General features: G+C 46.8%; 16 protein-coding genes and 1 pseudogene. 10 read left to right on the top strand and 7 right to left on the bottom strand.

The features are described 5' to 3' along the window. Positions 1-326: pseudogene (locus GPL15_RS27495) on the bottom strand (IS4/IS5 family transposase); the annotation flags it as partial. A gap of 611 nt (positions 327-937) precedes the next feature. On the opposite strand from GPL15_RS27495, the gene GPL15_RS13485 reads away from it, so the two are divergent. The 5 genes from GPL15_RS13485 to GPL15_RS13505 all read left to right on the top strand — a co-directional run bounded on the left by GPL15_RS13485 (position 938) and on the right by GPL15_RS13505 (position 4,551). Beyond that, the gene (locus GPL15_RS13485) at positions 938-1,522 is read left to right on the top strand and encodes a cytidylate kinase-like family protein (protein WP_215699204.1); all 585 of its coding nucleotides are present in this window, start codon (positions 938-940) and stop codon (positions 1,520-1,522) included. Positions 1,523-1,618: 96 nt separating this feature from the next. After that, positions 1,619-2,353: a class I SAM-dependent methyltransferase gene (locus GPL15_RS13490; protein ID WP_215699205.1), complete on the top strand. Its 735-nt coding sequence runs from the start codon at positions 1,619-1,621 to the stop codon at positions 2,351-2,353. A 91-nt stretch (positions 2,354-2,444) separates the two neighbouring features. After that, complete coding sequence (locus GPL15_RS13495) at positions 2,445-3,059, top strand: 4Fe-4S dicluster domain-containing protein (RefSeq protein ID WP_215699206.1); 615 nt, start codon at positions 2,445-2,447, stop codon at positions 3,057-3,059. Positions 3,060-3,199: 140 nt separating this feature from the next. After that, positions 3,200-3,676: a sigma-70 family RNA polymerase sigma factor gene (locus tag GPL15_RS13500; RefSeq protein WP_215699207.1), complete on the top strand. Its 477-nt coding sequence runs from the start codon at positions 3,200-3,202 to the stop codon at positions 3,674-3,676. 20 nt (positions 3,677-3,696) lie between these two features. Continuing rightward, positions 3,697-4,551, top strand: a complete 855-nt coding sequence (locus tag GPL15_RS13505) for a DUF3298 and DUF4163 domain-containing protein (RefSeq protein WP_252198404.1) — start codon at positions 3,697-3,699, stop codon at positions 4,549-4,551. A gap of 614 nt (positions 4,552-5,165) precedes the next feature. Here the strand turns inward: GPL15_RS13505 and arcC are convergent. The 3 genes from arcC to tnpA all read right to left on the bottom strand — a co-directional run bounded on the left by arcC (position 5,166) and on the right by tnpA (position 6,951). After that, positions 5,166-6,095 (bottom strand): carbamate kinase, encoded by a 930-nt coding sequence (gene arcC, locus GPL15_RS13510; protein ID WP_215699208.1) that lies wholly within the window; start codon positions 6,093-6,095, stop codon positions 5,166-5,168. A 225-nt stretch (positions 6,096-6,320) separates the two neighbouring features. After that, complete coding sequence (locus GPL15_RS13515; RefSeq protein WP_215699209.1) at positions 6,321-6,548, bottom strand: helix-turn-helix domain-containing protein; 228 nt, start codon at positions 6,546-6,548, stop codon at positions 6,321-6,323. Next, positions 6,511-6,951 (bottom strand): IS200/IS605 family transposase, encoded by a 441-nt coding sequence (tnpA, locus tag GPL15_RS13520; RefSeq protein ID WP_215699210.1) that lies wholly within the window; start codon positions 6,949-6,951, stop codon positions 6,511-6,513. The genes GPL15_RS13515 and tnpA overlap by 38 nt, the downstream gene beginning before the upstream one ends. A gap of 417 nt (positions 6,952-7,368) precedes the next feature. On the opposite strand from tnpA, the gene GPL15_RS13525 reads away from it, so the two are divergent. Continuing rightward, entirely contained in the window at positions 7,369-8,388 is a 1,020-nt protein-coding gene (locus GPL15_RS13525; RefSeq protein ID WP_215699211.1) for a glycosyltransferase, read from the top strand. Positions 8,389-8,562: 174 nt separating this feature from the next. Here the strand turns inward: GPL15_RS13525 and GPL15_RS13530 are convergent, their stop codons facing one another. From GPL15_RS13530 to GPL15_RS13540, 3 genes are all read right to left on the bottom strand, one after another. Then, on the bottom strand, positions 8,563-9,219 hold the full coding sequence (locus tag GPL15_RS13530) for a phosphatase PAP2 family protein (RefSeq protein WP_215699212.1): 657 nt from the start codon (positions 9,217-9,219) through the stop codon (positions 8,563-8,565). Positions 9,220-9,453: 234 nt separating this feature from the next. Continuing rightward, entirely contained in the window at positions 9,454-10,536 is a 1,083-nt protein-coding gene (locus tag GPL15_RS13535) for a HAMP domain-containing sensor histidine kinase (protein ID WP_215699213.1), read from the bottom strand. After that, positions 10,533-11,207, bottom strand: coding sequence for a response regulator transcription factor (locus GPL15_RS13540; RefSeq protein WP_215699214.1), 675 nt, complete (start codon positions 11,205-11,207; stop codon positions 10,533-10,535). The genes GPL15_RS13535 and GPL15_RS13540 overlap by 4 nt, the downstream gene beginning before the upstream one ends. Positions 11,208-11,525: 318 nt before the next feature. Here GPL15_RS13540 and GPL15_RS13545 point away from each other — a divergent pair, with 318 nt between their 5' ends. The 4 genes from GPL15_RS13545 to GPL15_RS13560 are packed head-to-tail and all read left to right on the top strand — an operon-like array spanning position 11,526 to position 18,025. Next, a complete protein-coding gene (locus tag GPL15_RS13545) occupies positions 11,526-12,683 on the top strand; it encodes an efflux RND transporter periplasmic adaptor subunit (RefSeq protein ID WP_215699215.1) in 1,158 nt (385 codons plus the stop codon). Positions 12,684-12,697: 14 nt separating this feature from the next. Further along, entirely contained in the window at positions 12,698-15,703 is a 3,006-nt protein-coding gene (locus tag GPL15_RS13550; protein ID WP_215699216.1) for an efflux RND transporter permease subunit, read from the top strand. An 18-nt stretch (positions 15,704-15,721) separates the two neighbouring features. Then, a complete protein-coding gene (locus tag GPL15_RS13555) occupies positions 15,722-16,882 on the top strand; it encodes a TolC family protein (RefSeq protein ID WP_215699217.1) in 1,161 nt (386 codons plus the stop codon). A 33-nt stretch (positions 16,883-16,915) separates the two neighbouring features. Beyond that, on the top strand, positions 16,916-18,025 hold the full coding sequence (locus GPL15_RS13560) for a TolC family protein (RefSeq protein WP_346344976.1): 1,110 nt from the start codon (positions 16,916-16,918) through the stop codon (positions 18,023-18,025). Positions 18,026-18,090: the final 65 nt, after the last annotated feature.

Genomic DNA, 18,090 nt, shown 5'->3' on the forward strand with positions numbered 1-18,090 from the left:
CGGTAGCGATTTTTATATAAAGTTGGCTGCAATTTCTGGTTAAAGATTTGCAGAAGCTGCCATAGTGCATCGCATTTTAACTTTGCCCGTTGGTGATAAAAAGCAGCTTTTGTTGGCACTAAAGCTGTACGTCCGAAGAAACGGTACAGTTCTTCTCTTAGACAGTCATCTTCCATGGTTAATAAGAGGAGAATAAAATCATGAAACCCCAATTTTCTGTTTCGGGTGAAGTCCTTATCCGGGTGAAGTGCATAATTTTCAGGTGTTTGAGAAAGTTCCTCAATAGATGTCATAAGCATCTGTTTTGTGAAAGTTGAATACGTCATTATTGCCTCCTTAGTTAGGTAAGTGAAATGTGAACCAGTTCCTAACTAATTGGCTTTTTTCTGATTATAATCAGAAAAAAGCCGCACAAATATGATGAATTGTCAAGTTTTTTTGAGTTACTGGTAGTAAAAAAGGAAACTCCTTTTTTAACAAGGAATTTCCTTAAGTAAATGACATTGGTTTACAGCCCACGCTGGCGGACCCGGCCTGGCGGCCGTGCCGCTTTGCGGGGCTCCGCCTTCCGCCGTTTGAACTCATAGTTTCGGCCAGGACAACTCTAAGACCGGAAGGGGATAGAAATAAGGGGACCGATGACATTCATCGGGAAGTCCTGAAGGCCTTCTCGATTCAGGTCCTCTGAAAATCTGACTTTGAAGGTCAGATTTTCTCCCTTATTTCTATCCCCTTCCAGTCTAAGAGTTGTCGATGGCCTGCAAAAATCGTTCAAACGGCGGAAGGCGGAGCCCCGCAAAGCGGCACGGCCGCTGTGAACAATAACTGACGCATATCTGCGGAAAGCAATTTTTAGACACACTCTAGGAAAATATCAAGTGAGATGATATAATAGAGTTATCAGATGAATGCACACAAAAGAAAAGGAGGCAGGGTTATGGAGAAAGTGATAACAATCAGCCGCGAATACGGAAGCGGCGGCCATGAACTGGGAGTGAAGCTGGCCGATAAACTGGGAATTCCTTTCTATGATAAGGAACTGATAGGAATGATATCCAAAGAGGGAAATATCGAAGAATCCATACTGAGGGCCAATGATGAGGTGGTGCCGGATCTGGACAATTATTCCATGCGGGAGATCCAGCCTTATTATCAGATTGCGATGACGGAACACATCTATAAAGTCCAGTGCGATGTGATTCAGGCTTTGGCCGATAAGGGGCCCTGCGTGATCGTAGGACGCTGTGCCGACGCCATTTTACATGACAGTGTGAACATTTTCGTCTATGCGGACATTGAAAGCCGGGTGAAACGGATCAGGGAAAGAGAGCCTGGGCTGTCACCGGAAAACGCCAGACTTCATATCCGTGCCGTGGATAAGAAAAGGAAAGCGTACCACCAGTACTATTCCAGCAAGGAATGGGGCGTTATGACAGATTACCATCTTTGCTTAAACAGCGGACCCGCAGGGGTGGACGGATGCCTGGATGCGGTAACCGCCTACTTAAATCATGTGAAATGAGTTTTATACTTAACCGGCATGATCATTTCATGCCGGTATTTTTTCGTCTGAACGGCTGGTTTGGAATTAGAAATATTTAAGAGGAGTTTTATAATCATGAAAGAGAATAAATATAACGACAGCGTGTTTTTTGAAAAATACAGCCAAATGGAGCGTTCGAAGAAAGGCCTGAATGGTGCGGGAGAATGGAATACCCTGGAACGAATGCTGCCGGATTTTAATGGTAAGAAGGTCATTGATCTGGGCTGCGGATATGGCTGGCACTGCATTTACGCAGCAGAGCACGGGGCGGCTCAGGTGGTGGGAGTTGACATTTCAGACCGTATGCTGGAGGTGGCCGGAGAGAAGAGCCAGGGGCTTTCCATTGAATACATCTGCAGCGCCATCGAAGATATCGAATACCCGGCCGGGTCATTTGACATTGTGCTCAGTTCCTTGGCATTCCATTATCTGCCGGATTTTGACCGGATTGCGGAAATGGCGGGCCGGATATTGACACCCGGAGGCAGCTTCATATTTTCCGCAGAACACCCCGTATTCACCTCCCAGGGCCCCCAGGACTGGTATTATGGGCCGGATGGAGAGGTTCTGCATTTTCCTGTGGACAGCTATTTTTACGAGGGGAAGAGGAATGCCTGCTTTTTGGGGGAACAGGTGATAAAATACCACAGAACCCTGACCACCTATTTAAACGGCCTGTTATCCAATGGATTTGAAATTACCGGATTTGAAGAACCGCAGCCGACCCGGGAAATGGTGGAGTCCATAGATGGAATGAAGGATGAACTGCGCCGTCCGATGATGTTTATTGTCTCTGCGCAGAAAAAATAAACACATTTCGTTGTAAAAACAACAGATAAATATCCGGTTACCCACTATAATCAATTTAGATTTTGACTATGGGTTCAGGAGGAAATGAAATATGATGCGTAAAATTATTCAGATAGATCAAAAGAAATGCAACGGCTGTACCGCATGCGCCACGGCTTGCCATGAAGGGGCCATTGCCATGGTAAACGGTAAGGCGCAGCTGATGCGGGACGATTACTGTGACGGCCTTGGGGACTGCCTTCCCGCATGTCCCACAGGTGCGATCACATTTGTGGAGCGGGAGGCCAAAGCCTATGATGAAGCCGCGGTAAAGGAAAACCAGAAAAAGCAAAGCGGTTCTTCCCAGTTGTACCACTGGCCGGTCCAGATCAAACTGCTTCCGGTAAAAGCGCCTTATCTGGATGATGCGGATCTTTTGATTGCCGCAGACTGTACTGCCTATGCATTTGGCGACTTCCACAATCGTTTTATGAAGAACCGGGTGGCTGTGATCGGATGCCCCAAGCTAGATGATGTGGATTATTCGGAAAAGCTGACGGAACTGATTAAAAATAACCGGATCAAGAGCATTACTGTGGCCCGAATGGAAGTGCCCTGCTGTGGAGGGATTGAATGGGCCGTAAAGAAAGCGGTTGAGCAGAGCGGAAAAGACGTTCCATTTAATGTTTCCGTCATAACGATTGACGGATCATTGAAAAAAGTATAAGATAGGACACAATAAAGATATCATATTTTACAGCAGTGTAAATATGGTATCTTTTTCTATTATTATATTTTTTTCGTGCTGAAACTTTTTGACCGGCCGGACCGTCAAATAAATAGAACAGCAGGAAAGGAGAAAAGGGATTGAACAAAACAGAGCTGGAAGTGGAGAGACTTCTTTTGGATAATTACCAGAAGTATTACAGACTGGCCTACAGCTATCTCAAGAATGAAAATGACGCCTTAGACGCGGTGCAGGAAAGCGCGTACCGGGCCATTAAAGACTGCAGAAAAATGCGCCAGCCGGAATACCTGGAAACCTGGATTTACCGGATAGTTATGAACGTTTCCATTGATTTATTGCGAAAGAAAAAGCGGGAAAACCTTGTGGATGAGATAGAAGAGTCCGCTTATGAGCCGCCTGATTCGGGGCTGGAGGTAGCGGAGCTTTTAAATGTGCTGGAAGAAAAAGACCGTACCGTCATCATTTTAAGGTTTTTTGAAGATATGAAACTGGAGGACATTGCCAAGGTCATGGAGGAGAACATTAACACTGTGAAATCCAGACTGTACCGGGCATTGAAAAAATTACGGGTGAATCTGGAACCCGGAGCGTTATAGAAGAAAGGAGCCTGCATAACATGTCAAACAACAAGGATATGGAAGAAATGAAAAGAAAGTATGAAGAGATACCTGTGCCGGATCAGGCATTAGAACGGATCAAAAAGGGAATTGATATGGGAAAAAAGGAGAATAAAATCATAAACCTGTCGAAATACATGAAAAACACAGGAGTTACCGCCGCCGCCGCCGTTTTGGCCATCACGGTACTCACCAATGTCAACCCGGCCATAGCAAATGCCATGGAACAGATCCCCGTAATCGGGGCAATTGCCAAGGTAGTCACTTTCCGCACCTATGAAGACCACACCAAGGATTTTGAGGCGGAAATCCAGATTCCAAAAATCGAGACGGAAAACAGCCAAGCGGCAGAAGGCATGAACAAATCCATCGAAGAATATGCCCAAACTCTCATTCAGCAGTACGAGGACGAGTTAAAAGCCAACGACGGCCAGGGCCATTACAGCCTGACATCCGATTATCAGGTGGTCACAGACAATGAAAACTATCTTTCCCTCAAAATCAACACCACGCTGGCCTTGGGAAGCGGCGCGCAGTTTGTCAAGATATTCACCATTGACAAAAAGACAGGGGAAATCCTGACTCTAGACAGTCTTTATAAGGACACACCAGATTATAAAGAAAAAATCAGCCGGAATATTAAAGAGCAGATGGAAGCACAGATGGCTTCCGACGAAAATATCCAATATTTCCTCAATTCCGAAGTGCCGGAATCCGATTTCAAGGGCATTACCGGAGAGGAAAGCTTCTATTTTAATGAGAACGGCCAGCTGGTAATCGCCTTTGACGAATATCAAGTGGCTCCCGGATATATGGGGGCGGTGGAATTCACCATTCCGGATGGGGTGGTGTGAAAAATCGAGTTTAATTGAGAAAGTTACGAGGGAGGGGAGGCCGGGCTGGGTGTTTGGAACGGGCTGGCCGGACTGGAATCCAACGGCGCAGGAAAGCGGCTTCCAACCGTAAGTTAATCTAAGGCCCCAGAAATGGAAAAAGACGGTCCGATGCCCATTCACGGTGAACTCTTTATGGGACTTCACCGTGAATGGGCATCTCAGAAACTGATTTGGTTTTCAGTTTCTGCCCGTCTTTTTCCATTCCTGTGGCCTAAGATTAACTAAACGGTTTCCAGACGCCTTCCTGCGCCGTTGGATTCCAGTCTGGCCAGCCCGTTCTAAACACCCAGCCCGGCCTCCCCTCCCTCGTCCCGCTTTCCCGCTGGGTTTTCCAGGTCTGGTTAAGTAAAGGCGGATTTATTTACATCAAGCGTCACATCAAACGTCAAGGCATTTTCGAAAATGCCTTGACGCTTGATGTGAATTTCCATATCATTCTTTCATGACGAATCATTTTTTCATCGGCGGTCACTAAGAATCTCAGATTCTCTACTGCCTCCCCCATAAAGGTCAAATACAGCATCGCCAAAAAATTTCTTTGCTTTTTATACCTTCACTAAATCTTTTTATACTTATTCTATCGTAGTCCCCGCCTTCCCCGCTAAACTATCCTTTGCCTTCTCCAGTGAAGTGATCACCGCACTGCGTCCCTTCCCGGCGCGGATGAAATCGATGGAAGCCTGGACTTTGGGAAGCATGGAGGCGAATTCAAAATGGCCTTCTTCAATGTATTTCTGGGCTTCTTCCACGGACATACGGCTGATGGGTTCTTCATTCTCCTTGCCATAGTTTAAGGTGACGTTGTCAACGCTGGTGACGATCATCAGAACATCGGCGTCCACCTCTTTTGCCAGAAGGCCGCTGGCTAAATCTTTTTCAATGACAGCGCTGGCGCCTTTTAAGTTTGCGCCCTGTTCCATGACGGGAATTCCGCCGCCTCCGCAGCAGACGACGATCTGGTCTGCGTCCAAAAGGGCTTTGATGGCGTCGATTTCAACGATTGCCATCGGATGGGGAGCGGCCACAATTCTTCTGTATCCGCCTTCCACCTCCACAACGGAGTTGCCTTTGGCGTCTTCTTCTTCCGCCTCTTCCTTTGTCATGATCCGTCCCACTACCTTTACGGGAGTGTAAAATGCTTCGTCATAAGGATCCACCATAACTTGTGTTAAAACCGTGGAGACCGGTTTGTAGATTCCGCGTTTGATTAAAGCCGACCGGATTCCGTTCTGCAGGTCATAGCCGATATAACCCTGGCTCATGGCGGAACATACGGACATAGGAGCGTTGGTATACCCCTCGTGCTGTTTGCCGAACTCATTCATGGCCGTATGAATCATTCCGACCTGTGGCGCGTTACTATGAACAATGGCTACCTGCCAGCCTTCCTGAATGAAGTCGGAGATCACTTTCGCTGTTTTTACAACGGCTTCTTTCTGCTCCGGAAGATTGGTGCCCAAGGCATTGTGTCCCAATGCCATAACAATTCTTTTTTTAGCCATAACGATTACCTCTTTTCTGTACGAGTTATTCAGCCCCCCATTGCGTATTTTAGGGAGAAAAATATAAGTTTATTATAGTATTTGCCAAGCAAAATTGCAACAATTACGTGACATACTCCCATCACTTTACTACGTTTGAAGTGGGGGCTTCTCGGTCGATTACCCTATCGGACAAAGCATAAACGAGCTATCCCCGTGTGTCCCACGATTCTTTTTCTACATCAGTTATGATGCTGTCTGTGCCGCCACTGGCATAACAGGCAGTTCCCCGCAGCAATACAGCAGCGAAACATAATACTTCCCATCCGCTTCCAGGTATACCGTAACTCCTTTGAGCTGCAGATCATCCGCTATCGCCCTATGCTGCTTTATCCGGACGCATCCAAATGTCTTGGAAAACAGTTCTCTCTGGCTTTTATTCGGATAAATCCGAAACCGGTATACGACGTTCATGCTTTTTCTCCCCCTGCGTTTCAATATACCGGCGGATGACCTCGATCGGTGCCCCGCCCGCACTTAGCAGGCAGAAGCTCTGGCTCCAGAACGTCTCCTTCCAGAGCTTCTGCCGGATCTGCGGATACTCCTTCTTGATCAACCGGCTGCTGGCGCTTTTATATGCGTTGATAAATTTGCTCAGTTCCGATCTGGGGTGTGCACGAAACATAATGTGCACATGGTCACTATCATGGTTCCACTCTTCCAACGTGATATGATAATTAGGTGCAATGGATTCAAATATCTCTTTTGCCCGGTTAGAAACCGGGTCATCCAGAACTTTCTTCCTGTATTTTACAACCAGAATAAGATGGTAATACAGTAAGAATACTGAGTGTGCATTATTATCCAATCCCTTCATATTTATCAGCCTCTCTTATTATTTCGACTGACTTTATTATATCATGATTATGATGGCTTGTCCAGGAAGAAAGAACATTTGTTCTTATGGTATTTTCACAAAAAAACAGCACAGAAATGTGCATATTCACTACTCACATGCCAGCTATGGCAGATTTAATCTATATCAAAAGCAGGCAATTCATCTCACCACCTGATAGAGGATGGGAGAATTCTTGCAGTAAGATGTTAAAAAGGGATAGTTTAAGAAATTTTTTATATAAAAACGAAAATTCCATGTTATAATAAGAAAACAAGGGAAAACTTTAAAGTGCAGAGGTGCGCATAGCATGATATCATGGGTAGCAGAATGCCGCCTCCCAGCAGGCGCCTTTGGGAACGCTTATTATTAAGAAACGAAACATAAGGAGGATTCGCTGTGAAATTACTTTCTGTAGCAATACCGTGCTATAATTCAGAAGCCTATATGAGACACTGTATCGATACGCTGCTGACCGGAGGCGAAGAAGTTGAAATCATAATCGTGGACGACGGATCGACCAAAGACCATACGGCTCAGATCGCAGATGAGTATGCCGAAAATTATCCCACGATTTGCCGGGCGATCCATCAGGAGAATGGAGGGCATGGAGAAGCAGTCAATACAGGGCTTCGCAATGCTACGGGAATCTATTACAAGGTGGTGGACAGCGATGACTGGGTCAATGAAGAGGCTTTTAAACAGGTATTGTCCACTCTGCGCCGTTTTGTGTATGGGAATGAAACCCTGGATATGCTGATCTGTAATTTTGTATATGAGAAAGAGGGAGCGAAACGGAAACGGGTTATGAACTATAAAACAGCCCTCCCTAAGAATGAACTGATCACCTGGGATGATGTGAAGATATTCATGACCGGCCAGTATATATTGATGCATTCCGTTATATACAGGACGGAACTGCTGTTCAAATGCGGCCTGGAGCTTCCAAAACATACATTTTATGTGGATAATATCTTTGTATACCAGCCCTTGCCTTTTGTAAAGACCATGTATTATTTGGATGTGAATTTTTACCGCTATTATATAGGAAGAGTGGACCAATCGGTCAACGAAACGGTGATGATCGGCAGAATTGACCAGCAGATCCGTGTGACAAAGCTGATGCTGGATTACTATGATGTAACCAAGATACAAAACCGGAAACTCAGAGGATATATGATCAAATATCTGGAGATCATGATGGTGGTTTCCTCCATACTGGCTATTAAATCAGGCACGGAAGAAAATTTGCAGAAGAAAAAGGAATTGTGGATGCACTTGAAGCAGAAGAATATGCGGCTCTATCTGAGGCTCCGCTGGGGCTTTCTGGGACAGGGCATGAATCTTCCGGGAAAAAGCGGAAGGCAGGTATCCATTGCCGGTTATAAGATTACGCAGAAATTCTTTGGGTTTAATTAACAGAAACAAGTTTAAATAGCAAAAGCAAGTTTAAATAGCAAAAGCAAGTTTAAATAACAAAAGCAAGTTAAAAATCAAAACATTTTAACATATTAGAAGAAAGTATAATCAAAAAAAGACTGACCGGGCGGCAATTCCGGATCAGTCTTTTCTTTATGTTATTAAAAAAATCAATTACCCAAGGGCTTTCTGCGTAACTTTCTTTCTGTTGGCCGCATAATCGGTGCCGTAGACCAGCGGGTATATGATGTATGCCATGATCAAGGAACCTGCCACATCCACAACCGAGTGTTGTTTTAAATATACGGTGGAGAGACAAATCAGAATCATCAGGATAAAAGATCCCCAACGGATGATCCGGTATTTCTTCAACGCCTCGCTGTGCATCACCGCAATATGGACGCCTATGGAATTATAGGCATGAATGCTTGGAAAGACATTGGTGGAGGTATCGGCCGAATGGAGCACGGATACCAGCCAGGAGCAAAAATTCTTGCCCGGATCCACAACCGGCCTTAAATCCGTTCCATTTTCAAATACGGTACAGATCAGCAGGCTGATGGTCATGCCGGTGAATAAAAAGATACACAACCGGTAGTAGTCCTGTTTGTTGGTGAAGAAAAAGTACAGGATCGCTCCAGATACATATAAAAACCACAGCAAATACGGTATGATGAAGTATTCACTGAAAGGAATCCAATCATCCAGCGCCACGTGCATCACATAATAATTGCGCGTAACGGTGCGTTCCAGATATAAAAACCATGGAAGATAAAGAAAGGCATAGCTGAGGATCCAAACATGCTTATATTTTCTTATCAGGTTTTTCATAAGCTCACAACCTTTCACTTTTTTCGGATTATATCATACCCGAAAAAATATCACAATAGTGTTAATAAAACGTTAAGAAAGTGTTCCATGATATTAATTATATGCCATTTTTGGATATAAAAAACCTGTCAAAACATAGAAAATTATGAGCAAAATGTTATTAAATTAAGCATATTTTACACCGGTGAGGTTTGGCAATCCATTCCCGGACTGTGACCGTTCATGACCTGCGGATTAACACAGTTCACTGTCAGGATTTTTGGAATCATAGGCATTGGGCAGGGTTACGGTAAATGTGGTTCCCACCCCGGCCTCGCTGTCCACAGAAATCCGGCCCCGGTACAGATCCACTATTTTTTTGACAATGGTCAGCCCTATTCCGTTTCCTTCCGTGGTGCGGGAGGAATCGCCCTGATAGAATCGGTCGAAGATATGCTGTTTGATGTTCGGATCCATGCCGTAACCATTGTCCCAGACCTGGAAGATCACTTCGTCTGCCTGTTCGTGCAGCTTGATTTTGATTTTCCCCTTGTTGGGAGAGAATTTAACCGCGTTGTCAATCAGATTGATCCATAACTGGTCCAGCAAAGCCCTGTTGCCGAAAAATGAAACTTCATCCAGGTCGAGGATCAGCTCCAATTCCTTTTTCTGCCATTTGGACTCCAGAAGAAGAAGGGACTGGCGGATTTCTTCCGTCAAATCAAAGAAATCATTTTCAGTTACAATGTTCAGCTTTTCGATTTTGGACAGATTGAGCACATTGGTTGCGAGCTGGGCCAGACGGTTGGATTCACTGATGATGATATCCAGATATTCATTGCGTTCCTCCGGGGTCAGCGTGTCATTTTTAAGTATTTTGGCAAAGCCGCAGAGAGAGACAATGGGGGTTTTAAATTCATGGGAAAAATTATTGATGAAGTCGGAGCGGAGCAGCTCCGTATTTTCCAGTTCCTCCGCCATGCGGTTGAAGCTTTCCGACAGCTTTACCAGTTCCTGGGTGGTATCCAGGGAGATTCTCACATGGAAGTCCCCTTCCGCCAGTTGGTTGATGGCGGCGATTAAATCCCGGACCGGTTTTAACGGAATCCGGCTGGCCAGCAGGGAGAGGACGATTCCAAAAATGGCGCTGAGGACGAACAGAAGGGGGATGGGGCGCCAAAACTGGGGCATGCGGACATCAGCCTGAACCCATATCTTCCAATATAAATACATAAACAGTCCCTGAAGCGTCATGACGGACAAAACGATCAGGAAAATGAATATGGTGAGGGCAACCGTAAAATTTCTGAACGGTTTATGCCAATGGTTATGCTTCATGTTTTTTTCACCGCCTTATATCCTAAGCCTCTGATGGTCTCTATGGTAAACTCCGGGTAGCCCTCAAACCGTTTCCTGAGCCGGTTGATATGAACATTAATCGTGTTGTCCTCAGTCTCCGACTCCACGCCCCAGATCTCATCCATGAGCTGAAGCCGGGTGAAAATCTTGTTGGGGTAGGAGAGCAGCTTGTAGAGCAGATAGAACTCCTTGCGGGGAAGGGTTTGGATTTCCCCGCCTCTTGTTACGGTCATGGCGTCATAATCCAGAACCACTTCCCCGATGATGATTTTATGTTCGCTGACGATCTGCGCCCGCCGCAGAAGGGCTTTGATCCTCAAAATCATCTCTTCCTCGTCCACCGGTTTTGTCATATAATCGTCGGTTCCTACAATAAAGCCCTTTCTCTTATCTTCGGGCAGCTGCTTGGCCGTCACCATCAGGATGGGCAGGTTGTAATCATTATTCCTCAACTGTCTGGTCAGTTCGTAGCCGTCCATATGAGGCATCATGATATCCACAATTACCAGATCAATGTGCCGGGTATCCATCAGCCGCAGGGCTTCCAGCCCGTCGCCCGCCAGGACGGGGCAGTAACCATGTCCTTTTAAAATGGCCCCCATCAGTTTTCTGGTGTTTGTATCATCTTCCACAACTAATATCTGAAACATAATGTTACCTCCGGAATATTTGGATGCTGGTAACGGAGTGTGATCCGCCGCTTGCATAAAAGCAGTTTTCAAACACACTCCGAGGTATATTTCAGATATTATAACATGGTTTTATAAAGCCAATATAAATAAATCACAGAATATTCACAATTAATTAAAAATTGAGGGGGATTTGTTTATGTTGAATTAATCTTTACATTTTAAGATATAAGAAAACTTGTGACAGTTCAGACGGTTTCCTGACCGGCTTTTCCGGTTAAGAAGATAAGCCGTCTGAATTGCTGCAAAAATTTATCCCGTTAAAGGAGAATATTAAAAATGGATAAGAAGAAAAAGATTAAAATAGGGGCGGTCTGTGCGGGTGTGATCATAGTTGCAGCGGCAGCCGCAATCCTGTCCGGCGGAAAGAAACAGGCCCAGCCGGCCGGAATGAAGATGGCCGGCCCGCAGCAGGCAGCGCTTCCCGTAGTAAAGGCGGCTAATCCAACCACCGGAAATATCAGCCTGACCACAGGGCTGACCGGTACGGTAGAACCTTCCGACGTGGTCTATGTATATGCCAAGGCGTCGGGAGATGTTACGGCAGTTTTTGTAAAAGCCGGAGATACGGTTGCGGCAGGTGATGTGCTTTTAGAAATTGACACAAAACAGGTGGAGACAGCCAAAAATTCCATGGATGCGGCAGAAGTCACTCTGGCGGAGGCACAGAGCAATCTGAACCGCATGCAGATCCTCTATGCCAGCGGCGATTTGTCGGCCCAGGAATATGAACAGTACAACAATAAGGCGGCCTCGGCCAAGCTGCAGTATGAATCCGCTAAACTGGCTTATGACAGGCAGGTGGAATACAGCCGGGTAACAGCTCCCATCGCAGGAAAGATTGAAAGCTGTGATATTGAAGTCCATGACAATGTATCCCAGTCCACCCAGCTCTGCGTGATCGCAGGTGCCGGAGAAAAAAGGGTTTCATTTTATGTGACGGAACGGATGATGTCCAATTTGGAAGTTGGAGATGAACTGAATATCACAAAAAATGGTGCGGACTATCCGGCCTATATCAGCGAAATCAGTTCCATGGTAGACCAATCCACCGGTCTGTTTAAGGTAAAGGCCGAATTAAAAGAGACTGAAGGAATTGCAACAGGAAGTACGGTCAAATTAAATGTGGTCACGGAAAAGACGGAGAACGCCATGCTGATCCCGGTAGACGCCATTTATTACAGCGGCGGGGTGGGATATGTATACCTGTATCAGGAAGGCAAAGCGGTCCGGGTTCCGATTGAAGTTGGAATCTATGATTCTGAGCATGCGGAAGTGCTGTCAGGGATTTCGGCCGATGATATGATCGTCAGCACCTGGAGTTCCAACCTGTATGAAGGCGCTTCCGTAAAATTAAAGGGTGAAGAGACAGAAAAAGGCGGTCAGAACGATAAAGGGGCGCAGGATCAGCCGGTTTTGGCCCCGGCGGCACAGTAGAGGAGGACTTACATATGGGAATTACAAAATTTGTGCTGAAAAGGCCGGTGACTACGGTCATGGCCTTGCTCTGCCTGCTGGTTTTCGGCATTACGTCCGTATTTTCCGCCACATTGGAACAGATGCCGGATACGGATCAGCCGATGCTTATTGTGAGCGCAGGCTATTCAGGCGCAGGGCCGGAGGATATCTGTGAACTGGTGACAGAGCCCATCGAGGATGCGTTAGGAACTCTGGAGGGCATTAAAAGCATGAGCTCCACATCCAGCGAAAACAGGGCCATGATCATGCTGGAATATGATTATGGGACTGATATGGATGAAGCTTATGACGAACTGAAAAAGAAACTGGATAATTTGAGCAGGCAGCTTCCGGACGATGTGACCACCTCTGTAATGGAGATGAACAACAATTCCAGCACCACAATGATGCTTTCCGTCAGCCATAAGACGGAAACGGAATTGTACGATTATGTGGATCAGACCGTGGTGCCGGAGTTTGAAAAGATCGCTTCCATAGCCGAAGTGGACGCCATGGGCGGTTCTTCCGAATATGTGAAGATCGAACTGCAGTCGGAAAAAATGGCCCAGTACAAGGTGACAATGACCCAGATTGCGTCGGCCATCTCTTCGTCGAAACTGTCCTATCCGTCGGGAAGCACCATATCCGGCAATCTGGAACTTTCCGTAACCACCTCATTGGAAAATGAAACGGTAGATGACTTAAAGACCGTCCCGATCACCACATCCAGCGGTAAGATCATCTATCTGGAAGATATAGCGAATATTTATTATGCGGAAGAAGAGCGGGGCGGCATTTCCCGCTATAACGGGCAGGAAACCATCTCCATATCAATCAGAAAACAGCAGAGCAGCACTGCCATGGAAGTATCTTCCGCCGTTCAAAAAGCCATTAAAGGCCTGGAGGCGGCAGACGAAGATCTGAACATCCGCATTGTAAATGACACGGCGGACTCCATTCTCAGCTCCTTAAAAGATGTGGCCGAAACCATGGTTCTGGCCGTAATTATTTCCATGGCCATTATTTTTATTTTCTTTGGCGACTATAAGGCGTCTCTGATTGTAGGAAGTTCCATACCGACTTCCATCCTTTTGTCATTGATTTTAATGACCTCCATGGGATTTTCCTTAAATGTCATTACCATGAGCGCCTTGGTTCTGGGCGTCGGCATGATGGTGGATAACTCCATTGTAGTGCTGGAAAGCTGTTTCAGGGTGACACAGGCATCGGAGGACAAAGGGATGCTGGGATATGCCAAGTGCGCGCTGGAAGGGACCGGGATCGTAATCCAGTCCATCATCGGCTCCACCCTCACCACCTGCGTGGTGTTCATTCCGCTGATGTTTTTACAGGGAATGACAGGGCAGATGTTTAAGCCGTTAGGATATACCATCGTATTCTGTATGTCGGCGTCCCTGTTTTCAGCTATGACCGTTGTACCCCTCTGTTATCTGATCTACAAGCCCAGGGAGAAAGACCGCGCGCCCATGTCCAGGCCGGTTGTGGGCATGCAGAACCTTTACCGGAAGATCATGGGCCGGCTGCTGAACCATAAAGTCATCGTAATGGCAGTTTCAGTGGCGTTGTTAATCGGAATCTATGTGATGGCAAGCGGAATGGAAGCAGAACTTATGACGGCCGATGACACGGGAACCATCAGAGTGTCCATAGAAACAAGGCCGGGCATTCTGACTGAAAAAGCGGAGGATATGCTGGCCCGTGCTGAAGAAATCGTGAAAAATGATGAGAATGTGGATTCCTACATGCTCCGTTACAACAATGACAGCGGTACGATCACCGCATATTTGAAAGATGACCGGACCATGGATACAGATGTGATTGCGGATTTGTGGGAAAATCAGATGTCGGATATCGATAACTGTACCATAACGGCACAGGCCTCCAACTCCATGAGTTTTATGGGAAGGAGCAGAGGATATCAAGTGATCCTGAAGGGCACCCAGTACGATGAATTGAAGGAAGTGAGCGATAAGATCGTAAAGGAGATGACGGACCGGGATGATGTGCTCAACGTCCATTCCAGCATTGAAAATACGGCGCCTATCGTTACAATCAAAGTGGATCCTGTTATGGCGTCGGCAGAAGGGCTCAGCGCGTCGGGGATCGGTTCTGCCGTAAAGCAGATGCTGGATGGGGTGGAGGCCACCACTCTGACAGTGGACGGCAAGGAGATCAGCGTAATGTTAGAATACCCGGAAGATGAATACCGGACCATAGACCAGTTAAAGGGGATAATCCTGAACACCGCTTCCGGCGGATATGTGGCTTTGACAGACGTGGCCTCTATTTATTTTAAAGACAGCCCGTCCTCCATTTCCAAAACGGATAAATCGTACCAGATCACCATAAGCGCCGATTATGCGGGGGCGAATGTGAAGAGCCTGATTGACAGCGAAGTTATCGGCCCCAATCTAACCGGAACCATAACCACCGGGGTAAATTCCAGGGACCGCATGATGCAGGAGGAGTTTTCCGCCCTGTACAAGGCCATTGCCATTGCCGTATTCATGATCTTTGTGGTGATGTCCGCCCAATTTGAATCGCCTAAATTCTCTTTCATGGTTATGACAACCATTCCTTTCAGCTTGATTGGCTCCTTCGGGCTTTTAAAACTGACCGGTGTCACCATCAGTATGACCTCGCTTTTAGGGTTCCTGATTTTGATCGGTACGGTTGTCAACAACGGTATCCTCTATGTGGATACGGTAAACCAGTACCGGATGACCATGGATTTGAAAACCGCTTTAATAGAGGCGGGTGCAACCAGGCTCAGGCCAATTTTGATGACCAGTCTGACAACAATCCTTTCCATGATCCCTATGGCTCTTGCGATTGGAAGCAGCGGATCGACTACCCAGGGTCTTGCAATTGTTAATATCGGTGGACTGACTGCGGGAATTTTGGTGGCGCTGTTCATGCTTCCTGTATATTATGCGATTATGAACGGCAGGAAGAAACGGACTGTATTGGATTTGTAGAAATGGAGAGAGGAATCTATGGGAAATAAATACGTAATAGCAGCGTGGGGCCTTGCGGCGCTGACTGCGTGTCTGACGCCGTTTCAGGCTCTGGCCGGCAGCCCGGAATTCGCTTACAGTGAAGAAAAATGGGCGGCGCTGCGTGACAATAAACTGGAATATGAAGAGATCGGGGATCTGATTCACGAATACAACAGCACCGTCCTTCAAAATCAGATCGATTACAAAGAATACAGGGAGAAAGACCGGGACGACATCGCCCAGTCCTATTACGATGCGGCTGAGGATATTTACAGCAGCATTGAATATCCTGATTCCGATGATTCAGGATATGCAGGGCGCCTGTCCGCTGCGCTCAGCAGTGAGCTTCAGGCCGACAAATTGATGGAACAGGGGGACAATAACGTATCCGACAGCGAGGTGGTCAAATTGGGCTATGACCAGACGGAAATGGAGCTGGTAAAGAGCGCCCAAACCCTGATGATCAATTACTGGACACAATATTATAATTTGGAAAAACTTAAAACAAGCCAGGAATTGTCGGAACTCCAATATCAGTCTGCGGAGACAAAACTGGCGGCGGGAATGTCAACCCAGGCCGCCCTTCTGACAGCGAAGGAAGCGGTGACATCTGCCAAGGCGTCTATTCTTTCAGCGGAAAGTTCTTTGAACCAGTCAAAACAGAACCTGTGCATTATGACAGGATGGAGTTATGGGGCGGATGTTGAAATAGGAGAAGTTCCCGTACCGGATTTATCCGCCATTGAAGCCATTGATTTGGAAGCGGACACGAAAACGGCCCTGGAAAATAACTACGGCCTGAAGATCACGAGGAAGAAACTTGCCAACGCCCAGAAAACCAGTACCAAAGAAAATCTGGAAGAATCTTTAAAAAGCCAGGAGCGCAGCGCAAAGTCCAGCGTCAAAAACGCATATCAGAATCTCCTTCTGGCAAGATCGGATTACGACCAGACCCTACAGGCTTATGAACTGGAAAAGAAAAATATGGAAACCGCAGACCGTCAGATCATAGCGGGCACCATAACCCCCAATGCATATCAGCAGCAGAAGGCGTCATTTTCAACCGCAGAGATATCTGTGAAAACCAGTTCGCTGGCCCTGTCCCAGGCAGTTTTAAACTACAACTGGGCAGTAAACGGCCTGGCGTCCGTATCATAGAAACCAGATCGTAAAAGGAAGGAGATTTTATACGTGAAACGGAATATAATACGGTCTGCGTTCCTGGCTGCCTCACTGATGGCCGTTTTGACAACCGCACTGTCAGCGCCAATCCGCGTACTGGCGGAAGAGACGGAAGTGGTGAGTTATGAAAACCTGAAAGATCTGCTGAAAGAGGGGAACGTTTCATTAAAGGCATCCTATGACAGCTATAATGATAATGTAAAAGCTTATGAAGAGATGAGAGACACCCTGAAATGGCAGCAGCTCAATCTGGAGGGAAAGGCGGAGGAGCTGAAGGATTCCGATTCGGAGATATCTTCTGTATATTCCTCCAATGCCGCCTCCCTGAAAAGGTCTTCCAGCCAGCTCACCAAGCAGATCAAAACAATGACGGAAGAAAAGAGCACGAAATCGCTGGAAAAATCCGCGGATGCCATGACCATGACCGCCCAGACCCTGATGAATTCCTATAACCAGATGCTCTGCAACATCGAAGCCAGGGAAAAGAGCGTGGAAGCCCAAAGAGCGTCCTGCTTCGCCGTGACCACAAGACATGGAATCGGATCAGCCACGGAGGCGGAAGTTTTATCCGCCCAGAAAAGTCTGGCGGCTTCAGAAAATTCCCTGAACTCCCTGAAGGAAAATGCGGCCCAGCTTAGGGAGCAGCTCCTTGCCCTGCTGGGAATCCGTGATTCGGCCGCAGTAGTGATCGGAATAATTCCTGAACCGGACCTTACAGCCATCGACGCCATAAATTTTGCCGAAGATCAGCAGAAGGCAGTCAATAACAGCAGCAGCGTTCAGAACGAACGCCATGCAAGGGCCGGCAGCACAGCCGAAAAAAAGCAGAAGTCCCAAAAAGTGGAGACAGCGGAAAGCGAAGCCGCCGCCTCCATAGAAGCTGTCTACCAGACCCTCCTGCAAAAGCGGACAGAGTACCAGGCGGCGCTGGAGGCGTTTGAAAGTGCCTCAATCAGCTATCAGTCCCTCCAGAAAAAACAGGAGGCGGGCATGCTGAGCAATACCCAATATCTTCAGGGAGAGGCATCTTATCTGGAGAAGAAGGCGGCGAAAGAGATTGCGGGGATGACGCTGTATCAGGCATATGAGACATACCGGTGGGAAATTTATGGAGTGTAGGAAGTCTTTATTTAAATTATTGGCATGGGTAACGCCGTGAATCCCGGGAACGGGGGCATGACATC

Origin of the sequence: Clostridium sp. MCC353, assembly GCF_018785315.1 — a bacterium.
Taxonomy (GTDB): Bacteria; Bacillota; Clostridia; order Lachnospirales; family Lachnospiraceae; genus CHH4-2.